The organism is Sphingobium indicum BiD32, assembly GCF_000382885.1.
GTDB classification, from domain to species: Bacteria; Pseudomonadota; Alphaproteobacteria; order Sphingomonadales; family Sphingomonadaceae; genus Sphingobium; species Sphingobium japonicum_C.
Map to the genome: position 1 here is coordinate 1 of NZ_CAVK010000203.1, position 14,530 is coordinate 14,530.

Consider the following 14,530-nt stretch of genomic DNA (forward strand, 5'->3'; position numbering starts at 1 on the left):
CCGCCCGGCCGGTCGCCCCGCCAATCGAGGCAGCCGCCATCGGCCATGCCCAGCCGATCGCGGCACCAGCGCACCAGCGCGCCATGGCTACCGCCCTCCTGCGCCCAGTCGCCCGGCAGGTCGAGCAGATGCTGGAGCGCCTCGTTCCACGCCGCGACCCGGCCCTGCGCGTCGAACAGGCAGACGCCTTCGGATAGATTGTCGAGCGTCGACTGGAGGATCAGGTTGCGTTCGGCCAGTTCCAGCGCCCGGTTGCGCGCATCCTGCGCCTTCACCTCGGTAATGTCGGTATAGATGCCGACGATGCCGCCTTCGCTGGTGCGCAGTTCGTTGATCTGGACCCAGCGCCCGTCCGACAGCGCCTGGACATGACCGCCATCGGCGACGCTGTGGCGCGCTAGCCTGTCAGATACCCAGCGGTCGGGCGCGACCAGTGATCCGGGCGTGCGATGATGCGCAGCGGCCAGCCGGGCGATCTCGTCAAAGGGCAGGCCTTCGCGAACCTGATCGGCGATTTCGGGCCAGAAACCCAGATAGGCCTCGTTGAACAGGACCAGCCGGTCCTCGGCATCGAACAGGACGAAGCCTTCATTGATCGAATCGATCGCGTCGCGCAGCCGGGTCTGCGCCGCGTCGGCGCTGGCATGGGCCTGCGCCAAATCGGCATTGGCGATGGCGAGGCGGCCCAGCGCATCCTCCAGTTCCCCGGTCCGCTCGCGTACCATCGCTTCCAGCGTGATCGCGGTCTCGAACATCGAAAAGGCATTGCCGGCCATGTCGCTCGACCGTTCGACCCGGTCGATCAGCGCGGCATTGATCTTGCGCAACTTGCGATTTTCTTCGCGCAACCTGTCCAGCTCGCTGTCGGGATCAGCCTGCGTGCTCATCGGCCGATCGCAAGCCCGCTGAAGGTCTGGTTGACGTGCAACGCATGATATTGCTCGCCATAGGTGTTGAAGCCGATGACGCGGTGGCGACCGTACAGTTCGGACACGGCGCGGCTGATCTGCCGCTGTTCGGCATCGATGCGGTTGAGGACGCAGTCGAACGCGATGATCCGGTCGACCGCGCCGACATGGGCGGCGATGTCGACGAACATCGCCTCCATCCCCGCGATCCGGTCCACCGGCTCGCCCACCGTCAGCACGATGCCTTCGTCAATCGCGCAATAGAAGGTCAGGCTGCCATCCGGGTTGGCACTCTGGATCGACCGGACATGATAGTCGCCACCAGCGCGCACCATCGGTGGATGGGCGGCGTAGAATGCCAGGCCCAGCGCTTCGCCTGCATGACCCGCCAGCCGCAGATATTCCTGCGCGGCGGGTTCGGCGTTGATTTCGGTGACGACACGGTCTTGCGGGATTGCACCGGTCACGACCATCTTGGCCGCGCCGGGGCGGTAATGCTGCCCCTTGAACACATGGAGCGGCCGGGGGGTAGAGAGGATGGCGATCACGGCCGCGCGATGGTGGAAGCGGCCGCCATGGAAGATCGCCGTTTCGCGGAAATCCAGCCCGTCGCCCGACGATCCGCCGATCAGCGGCACGTCGCCCAGTGCATCCTGGATCGTCATCGTCAGCAATTCCTCACGATGCGACAGGCCATCGACCAGGAACAGCGCGACATGATTGACCCGATCGCCCAGATGGCGGCTGTCGCGCTCGGCCACCGCGGCGAGCGCCCGGACGGCTTCCCGCGCAGCAACGGGGTCGAAGGCGTCGATATCGTCGAAACAATGGGACACCATATGGAAGCTGGCGGCAGGAAAGCCGATGACGCTCAAACTATCCTCGTCATAGCCCGCCTCGGTCAACTCACCCGAACTGGTGCAGCCTATGGCGACGAGTTGCTCGCCATGGCGGTTGACCGCACGGGCGAGCGCGTCGCGATCGAAACGGTGTGAGCAGAAGAGCAGCATCCCGGCCAGCGTCACATCGCCGAGCGCAGTGGCGACCTGCGCCATCGCGTCGGCCGGATCAGGCATGTGGCTCGACGCAAAGACTATATCCGCCGCCTCCATGCTCATCTTGCTCTCTCCCATCGCATCCCCCTTTTTCAGGGGTTATGCACTGTGCTGCGCATTTGTCACGTCAGGCGATGGCGTCGCCCCTTGGCGGATCGCCTGCCGCCTCCAGCAGGGCATTTTCCCTGTCGGTAAAGATGCGCGACCGGACGATGAAGCGCACCCCTTCCGGACTTTCCAGCGACATGCCCGCCCCGCGCCCCGGCACCATGTCGATCGTCACCTGGGTATGACGCCAATAGTCGAACTGGGCTGCGCCGATCCACACCGGCACGTCGCCCGCGATGTAGCCCAACAGGACATCCTGCGCGCCTATCCTGAACTCGCCGCGCGGAAAGCACATCGGCGCGGAACCGTCGCAACAGCCGCCCGACTGGTGGAACATCAGCGGGCCGTGCTTCGCAGCCAGTTGTACCATCAGCGCTTGCGCTGCGTCGGTCGCTAAGATGCGGGGCGGAAGCGGGGTTGTCACAGCCAGGCCTTCCTTCAAAAATATGGCGGACGTCCCGGAAGGACGCCCGCCGGGGACGAAGGCGCTCGAAGGGGAGAGGCAAGCGCCTTCGGTGCGACCCTTTAGAAAAATCCGAGCGCCTTGGGGCTGTAGCTCACCAGCAGATTCTTGGTCTGCTGATAATGGTCCAGCATCATCTTGTGGTTTTCACGGCCGATGCCCGACTGTTTGAAGCCACCAAATGCCGCATGGGCGGGATAGGCATGATAGCAGTTGGTCCAGACGCGACCGGCGTGAATACCCCGGCCCATGCGATAGGCGCGGCTACCGTCGCGGGTCCACACGCCCGCACCCAGCCCATAGAGCGTGTCATTGGCGATGGCGAGCGCCTCGGCTTCATCCTTGAAGGTGGTGACGGCCAGCACCGGGCCGAAAATCTCCTCCTGAAAGATGCGCATCCTGTTGTGGCCCTTCAGGACAGTCGGCGTGACATAATAGCCTTCGCTCAGTTCGCCATCCAGATGAGCGCGCGCGCCGCCGGTCAGCAGTTCCGCCCCTTCGGCCAGACCGATCTCGATATAGGAGAGAATTTTTTCCAGCTGGTCGTTCGACGCCTGCGCACCGATCATGGTGGCCGGATCGAGCGGGCTGCCCTGCCTGATCGCCTTCACCCGTGCGATGGCACGCTCGATGAATTTCTCGTAGATCGATTCCTGAATGAGCGCCCGGCTGGGACAGGTGCAGACCTCGCCCTGGTTGAGCGCGAACATCGCAAAGCCTTCCAGACATTTGTCGAAATAATCATCATCCGCATCCATCACGTCGGCAAAGAAGATATTGGGCGACTTGCCGCCCAGCTCCAGCGTGACGGGAATCAGATTTTCCGACGCATATTGCATGATCAGGCGGCCGGTCGTGGTTTCGCCGGTAAAGGCGATCTTGCTGATCCGCTTGTTACTGGCGAGCGGCTTGCCCGCCTCCACGCCAAAGCCGTTGACGACGTTCAGCACGCCAGGCGGCAGCAGGTCGCCGATGACTTCGAGCAGCACCAGGATCGACATCGGCGTCTGTTCGGCGGGCTTCAGCACGATGCAATTACCCGCCGCCAGCGCCGGGGCGAGTTTCCACACGGCCATCAGGATCGGGAAATTCCACGGGATGATCTGGCCGACCACGCCCAGCGGCTCGTGGAAATGATAGGCGATCGTGTCATGGTCGATCTCGCTGATCGACCCTTCCTGTGCGCGGACGCAGCCGGCGAAATAGCGGAAATGATCGATGGCGAGCGGAATGTCGGCATGGGTCGTCTCGCGGATCGGCTTGCCATTGTCGATCGTTTCGGCCATCGCGATCAGGTCGAGGTTCGCCTCCATCCGGTCGGCAATTTTCAGCAGGATGTTGGACCGGTCGGTCGAGGATGTCTTGCCCCACGCATCCTTCGCCTTATGCGCGGCGTCCAGCGCCAGTTCGATATCCTCGGCAGTGCCGCGCGCGATGCTGCCCACGACCTGGCCCGTCACGGGCGAGATATTATCGAAATAGCCGCCCTTGACCGGCGCGACCCACTGGCCGCCGATATAATTGTCATATTGATCACGGATCAGCGTCTTGCCGGTGAACCGCTCCATCGCCTGTTGCAGCATTGTCCTACTCCTATAGTGTCTGAATTGGCTGAAAGGATGGCGCGGCGACCGGGGCCGGGCCATTGCACCTTGGGTCTATTTCACTTTCGCGAGGGCCGCCGTCATGCGCTTGGCGGCGAAGGGCGGCAGCTTGGCCGCTTTGGCCGCCGTCAGCTCGGCGGCGGACACCTTGCCCACCTGGACCAGCGCGACCATGCCCATCGAATAATGAGGCATACATTTGATGCCATAGAGACCGGGCTTGGCGACGGTCAGCACCATCTCCTTGTTCATCGCGCCCTTCACCGGCGTCGCGCCTGCAGGCAGCATATTTGCCATGGTTTCGGCATTATGGCTGGGGTCGCTCGGCTTGAAGCGAATCGTGTCGCCCGGCGCGGCCTTTACGAAGGACGGCTCGAACACCATCGCCCCATCGGCACCCTGATTCTTCATATGGATGACAATATCCTTCGCTGCGGCGGGCAGCGGCGAAAGGAGCAGGGCGGCGGCGGCAAGGCCACCTGACAGGCGCAGGTCGATCACATCACTCTCCATGGAATCGCACGGCTCATGGCCGCCAGATTGCGCCAAGAGTGCGACCGGATCGCGCCTGCGCACAATGGGCCTTTGGTCCTATGGGGTGATGCCGCCGTCGGGCTGGACCGGTGCGAGCGGCAGGCCAAGGTCGCGCCATCCGTCGGTCCCCTCGGCCAGCCACCAGATGTTCGCATAGCCCATCGCACGCAGCCTTTTGGTCGCGTTCCAACCCATCCAGCAATCTGCACGGCAGAAGAGGATGAGCATCCTGCTGCGCTGTCCCCGCGTCAGCCGGGCCAGGCCCCTTGCAAAGCCTTGCGCGATGGCAGGGTCGGGCTGACCGCGCCCCGCTTCGGGGAACCAGTGCGCGCCGGGTATGGATTCGTGCGGTGAAGCCAGTCGCCAGCGGCCGCCCGGTTCGCGATGGCCACCCTGCGTCGGCAGGACGTCGATGAAGATCGCATCCCGGTCAGGCACCAACTGCGCCGCTGCCGCTGGTGCGATCCGCCCGACTCCGGCGGGTGGCTGTCGTACCGGCGCGCGATAATGTGCGATGCGATAACCATCGGCATCGAACAATGGCCCCTGCGCCGGGGCGGGTGACGCCAGCAGCAGGGCAGGGATGATGAAATGTCGCATGATCCTCTCCCGGCGCATGACCCAAGGGCCAATGGTAGCGTGTCGCGCGCGGGATTAGACCCTGTCATAAGGGAGAAGGACATGCGCAGGCCAAAGAGCCTTTGGGTCGCACTCATGCTGATGCTGGCGCCTGCCAGTGTCGGGGCCATGCCGCCTGCCGATCCGCTCGGGTCGCCCATGTGGACTGCCCATGCCCGCACCCAGTTCGGCGATGATCCAGTGCGGTTCGATCCGCGCGTGATCGTCTCCTTCCCGATGGTCGCGGAAAACCAGCGCGCCTTTCCGGTCGTGATCGATGCGCGCGGCATAACGGGCGTCAGGCGCATGATCCTGCTGGCGGACCTTAATCCCATTCCCGTCGCGATCGACTATCGCCCGGTCCATGCCGCGCCCTATTTCGCGACCCGCATCAAACTCGATCAGCGCACCCCGGTGCGCGGCGCGGTGCAACTGGACAGCGGGGAATGGCTGGTGTCGGGCGGCTGGGTCGATGCAGCGGGTGGCGGCTGTTCCGCGCCGCCTGTCAGTCGGGTCAAGGGTGACTGGGCCGATCATCTGGGCGAGATACGCGGCGAAGTCTGGCCGATGGCGAGCGGCCAAAACCGGGTGCGGCTGAGCTTCCGCCATCCGATGGATACCGGCCTCGTTGAAAATATCGCCACCTATCATCTGGAGGCCTTGTCGGTGACCGACGCGGATGGCCGTCTGCTGGGGGACATGGATATCTGGGCATCGGTGGCGGAAGATCCGGCGATCACGCTGATGGTCGATGGCGGCGCGGACGCGGCGTTGCGCGTCGCGGCGCGCGACACCAACGGACGCGACTATCGGGCCGCGCTGACGCTGGCACGCCAGTCGCCCATGCCGGGCGGACGATGATGCTGTCACGCCGCGCCATGTTGGGCGGGATGGCGAGCGTGGCGGTGATGCCAGCGCGCGCGGCCGATTACACCATCGCACCGGTGGCAGTCGGCGATGGCATCTGGATGGTGCGCGGCGCGGACGAGCCGATCGAAATCCGCAATGGCGGGGCGATCGCCAATATCGCGATCATCGCGACGCCCGCCGGGACCGTGTTGTGGGAATGTGGTCCCTCGCTTCGTTATGCCCGCGCCCTGCGGCAGGCGGCCGAACAACTGACCGGGACGCGCATATTGCGGGTCTATGTCAGCCATCTCCATCCCGATCATGGCATGGGGCTGGCCGCCTTCGACCCCGCTATCGTCGCCGCGCTACCCGGCACGATCGCCGTATTGGCGGCGCAGGGGCAGGGCTATGCCGACGGCATGTATCGGCTGCTGGGCGACTGGATGCGCGGCACCGACCTGATCCTGCCGGGGCGGGCGATCATGACGGCGCAGGAGGATTTTGGCGGACGGTCCCTACGTCTGCTCACGCTCTCGGGTCATAGCAGCGCCGATCTGGCATTGCTGGACGAGCGGAGCGGGCTGCTGCTAGGTGGGGATCTGGTGTTTCACGATCGCGCGCCAAGCACGCCGACTGCGGACCTTGCGATGTGGCGCGTCAGTCTCGATCAGTTGCGGGCGCTGCCCCATGGCGGCGTCCTGCCCGGCCACGGGCCGCTCGATCCGACCGGTATCGCGGCCATCGCCCAGACGCGCGACTGGATCGAATGGCTGGAGCGCGCGCTGATGCGGGCGGTGCGGGATGGTCTCGACATGGTAGAGGCAGGCGACCTGCCAATTCCCACCCGTTTCACCCGCATGGCTGCTGCCCGCTACGAAGTGCAGCGCAGCGTCGCGCACCTCTATCCGGCGCTCGAAGCTGCGCTGTTGCCGCGCATCGAGATCAGAAGCGTGCCCTGATCCCCACCTGCCAGCGGCGCGGTGCGCCCGGCCCATAAGCGCGCGGATTGGACGCGCCCGGCGCCTCCTCCAGTTCGATTTCATCGACCTCGCTGAATGTGCCAAAGGTCGCGTAGCGTTTGCCAAGGGCATTGCGGACCTCGCCGAACAGGGTGACACCGCGCACCACATCCACGCCCGCGCGCAGGTTGACGATGGCATAGCCAGCGAGGCGCGGCGTGTCATTGCCCTCGTCGCCGACCAGATACTGGCCGGACCGGGCGATGATGTCGCCGCCCACCGACCAGCCTTTCCCGGCATAGTCCAGATTCAGCGTCGCGCTGTGACGGGCGATACCGGGCAGGCGGTCGCCGCGCGCGACGGCGATCAAACCTTCCTCGTCCGATGTCGGATTGGCCGGGCTGGAAAGGCTGAGCGGCGCGCGATAGGTCGCGTCGGTAAAGGCATAGCTCAGGCCCGCGCTCAGGCCGCCCCGGTTCGCGCGCAGCGTGGCCTCTACCCCTTGCCGCCTGGTGCTGCCGATATTGCGGAAATAGGCGCGTCCCCGGATTTCCGACGCGATATATTGAATGTCATTGCGATTGTCCGTGCGCCAGGCCGACACCAGCCAGTCGATTGCAAATCCGCCAAGCTGCGCCTTGCCCTTCGCGCCCGCTTCCCAGCTTTTGGCGATCACCTGCTTCAACGGTGGATCGGCGACGAAGAAATTGGTCAGGCTGCACGGCGCATTTTCGTCGGCGCAGGACAGTTCGGCCGGGGTCGGCACGCGGTTGCTTTGCGCATAGCCTGCGCGCAGCACCAGTGCATCGGACAGTCGATAGTCTAACTCGATGCCGGGATTGACCCGCTCGAACCTGTGCCGTCCGTTGAGTGCGGTGCCGATCTGGTCCAGCATTACGATCCGGGCATGATTGTACCGCAGTGCGATCTCAGCGGACAGGCGCGCGGTGATCGGCAGCCGGTCCTGTACGAATATGCCCCAATAGTCGGTATGGGCGACCAGCCCGACCGGGGCTATCGCGCCATCAGGCTGGATGATGACCGGTCCCAGCCCTTCAACGCTGCGTTCGTCGGTCATCGCGCCCAGTTCGGTGGACGTGTCGAACCGGGTACGGCTGCTATCATAACTGAACCCCAGCGCCAGATGATTGTCGCCCGCACCCAGATGGCGCTGATCGATCAACTGGACCAGAGCGCCCATCGCCCGCGTCGCGGTGCGCCCGCGATTGAGCACGCCATAGCCTTCACCGCCCAGCGTGTCGGTAATCGCGTTGCCGCTGGCATCGGTCAGGACCGCCTGTTCTTCCTCTCCCTCATCGTCGCCTACGGTTTCCAGGCACAGCAGCCCAGCCTCCTCCTCCTCGGCCTCGCAGCCTTCAATGTCGGCGGCGTCGCCATTGACGCTGCGTAGCGTCAGCTTCTGGGCATAGAGCGTCCCTTCGATCCTGGTCGTGTCCGACAGCGACACCCAGGGGTGCAGGCTGACCCGGCCATAGCGGCTGGCACTATTGTCGGGCCAGGTGAACACCGCGCGCCGGTCGGCGGCGAGCAGTTCCACCGGCGATACGCCATTGCCGGTCAGGTCGGTATCGGCTCCCACCAGTTTCAGGTGCAGGCCTCCACTGGCAGTGTCGAAGCCCAGGTCCAGATAGCCATTATACAGGGTCGATGGCGAAAAGGCGCGCCAGCCATCGTCGCGCGTATATTGGAAGGCGGCAAAGGCGTTGAAATCGCCTTTTGTCCCGCCCGCCGCGATGCTGGCTTCGGTCATGCCGAACCGGCCATGTGACAGGCTGGTCTCCAGCCCCGGATCGCTCAAGCCGGTCCTGGTGTCGATCAGCAACGCCCCGCCCAGCGCATTGAGACCATAAACCGCACTCTTGTCGAGCAGGCTGATCCGCGCAATCGCCGCTTCGGGCAGCAGGTCGAACTGCATCGTGTCGCCAAAGGGCTGGTTGAAGCGCGCGCCGTCCAGATAGACCGCAATGCCCTGCGCCTGCCCCTGAAGCGGCGAGGCTACGAAGCCGCGATAAACCAGATTGGGCTGCCACGGATTGTTCTGCGCATCCTGCAAGGTGACGCCCGCAAAGTTGCGGACCAGCGCGCCGAGCAGATCGGGACTGCCCGCTTTGTCAATGTCGGCAGCGGACAGCGACAGGCCATCGTCGCTGTCTATGCCGCCGCCCGGCGCGGTGACGATGATCGGTTGCCGCGCTGCCTCTGTCTCGTCCGCCCACGCGACGCCGCCGCAAAGCGCCATCGCGCTGGTTGCCAGCAGCGCCGTGATGCCCTTCATGCCGTCCTCCCTATATGTTTGGAAGGAAGGCTAGGGGGTGGGCGGATGGCGCTCCATTAGACCTTGGGTCGGTTGCGCGTCAGCTCATCTGCGCTTTCAACAGCTTGTCGATGGTCAGTGGATAGTCGCGCAGCCGCAGGCCGGTGGCGTTGTAGATCGCATTGGCGACCGCCGCACCCGCACCGCAAATGCCCAACTCGCCCACGCCTTTGGCCTTCATCGGCGAACTTTTGTCATCCAGCTCGTCGATGAACAACACGTCCTGCTCCGGTATGTCGGCATGCACCGGCACTGCATATTCGGCCATGTCATGATTGATGAAGAGGCCAAAGCGCGTGTCGACCTCCAGCGCCTCCATCAGTGCCGCTCCCGCTCCCATCGTCATCGCGCCGATCACCTGGCTGCGCGCCGACTTGGGGTTGAGGATGCGTCCCGCGGCGAACGCTCCGCCCATGCGGCGTATGCGGACCTCGGCGGTGTCGATATCTACCCCAACCTCGCAGAAATGCGCGCCAAAACTCGCCTGGACATAGCGTTTGTCGAGATCGCCAAATTCGATGCTGTCCTCCGCCCACATTCCCTCGCGACCGGCCAACGCAGCCAGAGTCTGCGACTGGTTGCCCAGCTTCACCAGCCCATCGTCGAATTGCGCCTGATCGAGCGGATAGCCAGCTTTCTCCGCCAGCTTCGCCCGCAACGCGATGGCGGCGGCATAGACGCCCGCAGTCGAACTGTTCGCGCCCCATTGGCCGCCAGAGCCAGCCGATGCGGGGAAGCGGCTGTCGCCCAGCCGCACGATGACGTCGTCCAGCGACACCCCCAGCATTTCCGCTGCGGTCTGGCCGATAATCGTATAGCTGCCGGTGCCGATGTCGGTCATGTCGGTTTCGACAATGACCTTGCCCGTGCCATCCACGCCGATCCGTGCGCCCGATTTACCGACCAGATTGTTGCGGAAAGCGCTCGCTACCCCCATGCCGACCAGCCAGCGGCCATCACGGACCTTGCCCGGCCTGGGATTACGCTTGCTCCACCCAAACCGGCCTGCCCCTGCACGCAAACACTCCACCAGCTTGCGGCTGGAATAGGGACGCTGCGTCCCGGCTTCGGGATCATATTGCACATCGTTGCGGATACGCAGCTCGACCGGATCGACGCCACAGGCTTCCGCCAACTCATCCATTGCGATTTCCAGCGCGAGCAGGCCGACCGCCTCGCCGGGTGCGCGCATGGCATTGCCCTCCGGCAAGTCGAGCGTGGCGAGGCGATGCGCGGTCATGCGATTTGCGCCGCCATAGAGCAGTCGCGTCTGCATCGCCGCCGTCTCCGTGCCGCCGCCCGGCAGGTCGCCTGACCAGACTTCATGGCCGATGGCGTCGATCACTCCATTCTTGTCCGCGCCGATGCGGATGCGCTGGATCGTCGCGGGGCGATGGGTGGTGTTGTTGGGGATCTGGTTGCGGGCGATGGCGACCTTGACCGGTCGCCCGATTTGCCTTGCCCCCAATGCCGCGAGCAGCGCGTCGGCGCGCAGGAACAGCTTGGCCCCAAAACCTCCACCAATATAGGGTGAAACGAGGCGGATATTGGCCTTGGGGATGCCCAGCGTCTTGGCGACCTCCCCCACGCTCCAGGCGATCATCTGGTTGGCGGTCCATAGCGTCAGCTTGTCGCCGTTCCACGCCGCCGTGGTAGCATGTGGCTCCAGCATCGCATGGCTATGATCAGGGGTGGTATAGCGCTGGTCGATCCTGACGGCGGACCTGGCAAAAGCACCGTCGAAATCGCCGACCGCGCTGTCGGCCGTTCCGCTGAAGCCACCATCTGGCGGTTTGACGGCATTGCCCTGTTCGGCGGCCAAGTCGAACTTGCCGTCCTGTGGCGCATAATCGATCCGCACCAGCTTGGCGGCGGCACGCGCATTTTCAAATGTATCGGCGATGACCAGCGCCAGCGCCTGATCATAATGCATGATCGCCGGGCCTCCCAGCAGCCGGGCGGTATTATAATCGCCCTTGCCCAGTTTCCCGCCATTGGCGTGGGTGACGATCCCCAGCACGCCGGGGGCCGCTTCGGCCGCGCGCAGGTCCATGGCTGCGATCGTTCCCTTTGCAATCGCTGACCCGACGATCCAGCCATAGGCCGCATTGGGTGCGGCATCATGCCGTTCATAGGCATAGGGTGCGCTGCCCGTAACCTTGGCCGGGCCGTCGATACGGTCATGGGCAACGCCGACGACGCGCCCCTTGTCGATGGGATTGGTGGTGGCGGGCGTATCGAACTTCACGACCGGGCCTCCTTCTGTCGATAGAGCGACGCCAATGTCCGTTCGACCAGCGTCTTTTTGAACTCATTATGATGGGTGGTGCGCGCGCCGCTAAGCGCCGCCTCCGCTACGGCCTTGGCCCCGGAGGACGCGGCAGCATCGGCCGCTGGCGTCCGCCACGGCTTTGCGCCAATCCCGCCAAAGGCGAAGCGCCCGCCGCCATTCCTGTCGAAAACCGCTGCCACCGAAACCAGTGCGAAGGCGTAGGACGCGCGGTCGCGCACTTTACGATAGACATGGGTGCCATCTATCGGCCGGGGAAGAGTGACCGAGGTAATGATCTCGCCGCTTTTCAGCACGGTTTCGACATGAGGCGTATCACCGGGCAACATATGAAAATCAGCGATCGGTATGGCGCGCGCCACGCCGTCCGCGCCGACGGTGTCGACCTGGGCGTCGAGCAATCGCATCGCCACCGCCATATCGCTGGGATGCTGGGCGATGCAGGCGTCGCTCACCCCCAATATCGCCAGGCTGCGACTGATCCCACCGATCGCCCCGCAGCCGCTGCCGGGTTTGCGTTTGTTGCACGGCATGTTGGTGTCGTAAAAATAGGGGCAGCGGGTACGCTGGAGCAGATTGCCCGCCGTCGTCGCCTTGTTACGCAACTGCCCCGATGCGCCGGCCAGCAACGCGCGGCTCAGCACGCCATAGTCACGGCGCACGACCTTGTCGGCGGCCAGATCGGTATTGCGGACCAGCGCGCCAATGCGCAGGCCACCGTCGGGCGTCGGCTCAATCCGGTCGAGGCCAAGATGATTGACGTCGATCAGATGGGTCGGCGTCTCGATCTGGAGTTTCATCAGGTCGAGCAGGTTCGTGCCGCCCGCAATGAAACGGGCACCCTGCATCGATGCTGCGGCTTTGGCGGCGTCCGCGACACTGGTCGCACGGCTATAGGTAAAGGGTTTCATGCCTTTGTCTCCCCGGCCACATCATTCATAGCGGCGATGATGTTGGGATAGGCGGCGCAGCGGCAGATATTGCCGCTCATCCGCTCACGCAATTCATGGTCGGACAGGGCGACCTGGTTAAGATCGCCGGTCACATGGCTGGGGATACCCGCTGCAATCTCCTCCAGCACCGCGACCGCCGAGCAGATCTGTCCCGGCGTGCAATAGCCGCACTGATAGCCATCATGGGTGATGAAGGCGCGCTGCATCGGGTGCAGCGCGTCGGGCGTGCCCAGCCCCTCGATCGTCGTCACCTTGTCGCCATCATGCATCACCGCAAGCGTCAGGCAACTGTTGATCCGCCGTCCCTCGACAATGACGGTACAGGCACCGCACTGGCCCTGATCGCAGCCTTTCTTGGTCCCGGTCAGGTGCAGATGCTCGCGCAGCGCGTCGAGCAGGGTGGTGCGCGGGTCAAGTTGCAGATGCACCTCGCGCCCGTTCACGGTCAATTCCACGGGGATCATCCCGGTTCCTTCCTTGGCTTTCGACCGGGCTGCGGCAGCGGCACCTGCCGGCGCAAGAGCGGGTGCCGCTGCGGCGATTACTGCGCTCCCCTGCAGCAGGGAGCGGCGCGTGAGTTGATCGGACGGCATGGCGGTGCTTCCTCCTGTTCGGTCTGTCATACGAAGGGATGCGACAAACGATCCGCCGCTTGGTGGAAAATATGGGGTCGGACCGTCAAATTAACAGAATGACCGCCCAGGCAAAGTTGCGAAATGCCACTCAGATGGGTTTTTGGACGATGCGAATCGTCTGGCGGGACCGAAAGAGCGGTTTGGCGCGCGCGCGGCAGCCATGGCCCTGTGGAGCGGCAGGCGAAAAGCCCGGTAAAGTCGTCATCTTTGCAGGTGCGGCAAGGAATTTGATGGTCTTGCCAATTCTCCCCTTGCCCATCCTGAAAAGCGCTGCTAGTTGCCCGCCTCACCCGACGGGGACAGCGTCTCCATCAAGCGCCGAGCGGGCGTAGCTCAGGGGTAGAGCACAACCTTGCCAAGGTTGGGGTCGAGGGTTCGAATCCCTTCGCCCGCTCCAGTTTTCTCCCAGAAAATCAACGATTTCGCCGACCGGCGACCCTTGAAATTCTGGAGACAATGCCTCGCCGAGACCCCCATTGTCTCCATATTGTCTCCAATTTTGGTACAGGTTGGGGCGTCGTGGGGAAAGCCGGTCGTAGCTCGTGAATTTTGAGCCCACTTTTTGCACCTAGATTGTCGATCGATGTCGCCCGAACTTGCGCCTAACGTGTGGCGTGAAACGGCTCATCTCGCTGCTAGCAGTCGGGCGCCTTGGCCGAGGGGCAGCGTGCTGCGCCAGAACAGCGCAAGGTAAACTCTTTCGCGGATCGCCGAGGTCGCACATATCGATATTGTCGGCCGCGTAGTGCCTGACCGATCTTGAGAAACTGGCCGTCAACGGCGGATACCTGAAGAATATGTCACCGTCGGAATCTGACTGGCGCAATTGGCATAACTCGAACCGCCGCAGAACCACTCGCTCGCATTAGCCGCTGATCCCTGGGCGCGAAGTCTGTCCTCCTTCAATCAACCCGTGAAGGGTCCGCTACGCGTGCGCGTGCGGCCGCAGCTTTGCTGCGGTGATTGCGGCCAGCCCCCGGCCTGTGGGGCGACTGTCGAGCGGGGTGGTCCCGCTCCTAGGCAGGAGCCGCAACATGCCACTGGCAACCGCACAATCGCTTGGCTGGAACCTCTCCCGGACGCTGATGACGGTCATCGTGCTCATCGAAACCAATCAGGGCTACTTCGTCATCCCCGCTGACGAATTTGACGGTGACCCCGAACAGGTGGTTCGCGAATATGACCCCTTCAGCCGCTAACCTCAGGCACATTTCGCCTT

Annotated in this window: 13 protein-coding genes and 1 tRNA gene; 4 read left to right on the forward strand and 10 right to left on the reverse strand. The window is 64.1% G+C overall.

What is annotated here, in order from left to right:
* The 6 genes from EBBID32_RS19000 to EBBID32_RS19025 all read right to left on the reverse strand — a co-directional run.
* Window positions 1-887 (reverse strand): PAS-domain containing protein (locus EBBID32_RS19000; RefSeq protein WP_037491891.1); only part of this gene is annotated, 887 nt, incomplete at its 3' end.
* Window positions 884-2,026: an FIST N-terminal domain-containing protein gene (locus tag EBBID32_RS19005; protein ID WP_006963976.1), complete on the reverse strand. Its 1,143-nt coding sequence runs from the start codon at window positions 2,024-2,026 to the stop codon at window positions 884-886. The genes EBBID32_RS19005 and EBBID32_RS19000, both read right to left, overlap by 4 nt.
* A 64-nt stretch (window positions 2,027-2,090) precedes the next feature.
* Window positions 2,091-2,441, reverse strand: coding sequence for a DUF779 domain-containing protein (locus EBBID32_RS19010; RefSeq protein WP_051093386.1), 351 nt, complete (start codon window positions 2,439-2,441; stop codon window positions 2,091-2,093).
* Window positions 2,442-2,596: 155 nt separating this feature from the next.
* Window positions 2,597-4,117: an aldehyde dehydrogenase gene (gene adh / locus EBBID32_RS19015; protein WP_006963979.1), complete on the reverse strand. Its 1,521-nt coding sequence runs from the start codon at window positions 4,115-4,117 to the stop codon at window positions 2,597-2,599.
* 75 nt (window positions 4,118-4,192) lie between these two features.
* Window positions 4,193-4,651 carry a pseudoazurin gene (locus EBBID32_RS19020; RefSeq protein ID WP_037491893.1) on the reverse strand — a complete coding sequence of 153 codons (459 nt, stop codon included), beginning with the start codon at window positions 4,649-4,651 and terminating at the stop codon, window positions 4,193-4,195.
* Between the two features lie 78 nt (window positions 4,652-4,729).
* On the reverse strand, window positions 4,730-5,272 hold the full coding sequence (locus EBBID32_RS19025) for a rhodanese-like domain-containing protein (RefSeq protein ID WP_006963983.1): 543 nt from the start codon (window positions 5,270-5,272) through the stop codon (window positions 4,730-4,732).
* 81 nt (window positions 5,273-5,353) lie between these two features.
* Here EBBID32_RS19025 and EBBID32_RS19030 point away from each other — a divergent pair, with 81 nt between their 5' ends.
* Together EBBID32_RS19030 and EBBID32_RS19035 are read left to right on the forward strand one after the other, a co-directional pair.
* A complete protein-coding gene (locus tag EBBID32_RS19030; RefSeq protein ID WP_006963985.1) occupies window positions 5,354-6,151 on the forward strand; it encodes a quinoprotein dehydrogenase-associated SoxYZ-like carrier in 798 nt (265 codons plus the stop codon).
* On the forward strand, window positions 6,148-7,098 hold the full coding sequence (locus EBBID32_RS19035; RefSeq protein ID WP_006963987.1) for a quinoprotein relay system zinc metallohydrolase 1: 951 nt from the start codon (window positions 6,148-6,150) through the stop codon (window positions 7,096-7,098). Before EBBID32_RS19030 ends, EBBID32_RS19035 begins: the two co-directional genes overlap by 4 nt.
* On the opposite strand, the gene EBBID32_RS19040 is transcribed toward EBBID32_RS19035, so the two are convergent.
* The 4 genes from EBBID32_RS19040 to paoA form a co-directional block, all read right to left on the reverse strand.
* Window positions 7,082-9,394 (reverse strand): TonB-dependent receptor, encoded by a 2,313-nt coding sequence (locus EBBID32_RS19040; protein ID WP_006963990.1) that lies wholly within the window; start codon window positions 9,392-9,394, stop codon window positions 7,082-7,084. The two genes, EBBID32_RS19035 and EBBID32_RS19040, sit on opposite strands and share 17 nt — an antisense overlap.
* A gap of 79 nt (window positions 9,395-9,473) precedes the next feature.
* Window positions 9,474-11,681 carry an aldehyde oxidoreductase molybdenum-binding subunit PaoC gene (paoC, locus tag EBBID32_RS19045; protein WP_006963992.1) on the reverse strand — a complete coding sequence of 736 codons (2,208 nt, stop codon included), beginning with the start codon at window positions 11,679-11,681 and terminating at the stop codon, window positions 9,474-9,476.
* Window positions 11,678-12,634: an FAD binding domain-containing protein gene (locus tag EBBID32_RS19050; RefSeq protein ID WP_006963995.1), complete on the reverse strand. Its 957-nt coding sequence runs from the start codon at window positions 12,632-12,634 to the stop codon at window positions 11,678-11,680. The genes paoC and EBBID32_RS19050 overlap by 4 nt, the downstream gene beginning before the upstream one ends.
* Window positions 12,631-13,269, reverse strand: coding sequence for an aldehyde dehydrogenase iron-sulfur subunit PaoA (gene paoA / locus EBBID32_RS19055; RefSeq protein WP_006963997.1), 639 nt, complete (start codon window positions 13,267-13,269; stop codon window positions 12,631-12,633). Before paoA ends, EBBID32_RS19050 begins: the two co-directional genes overlap by 4 nt.
* A 364-nt stretch (window positions 13,270-13,633) precedes the next feature.
* Here paoA and EBBID32_RS19060 point away from each other — a divergent pair.
* Window positions 13,634-13,708 (forward strand) — tRNA-Gly (locus EBBID32_RS19060).
* A 637-nt stretch (window positions 13,709-14,345) separates the two neighbouring features.
* Window positions 14,346-14,510, forward strand: coding sequence for a hypothetical protein (locus EBBID32_RS24660; protein WP_006964003.1), 165 nt, complete (start codon window positions 14,346-14,348; stop codon window positions 14,508-14,510).
* Window positions 14,511-14,530: the final 20 nt, after the last annotated feature.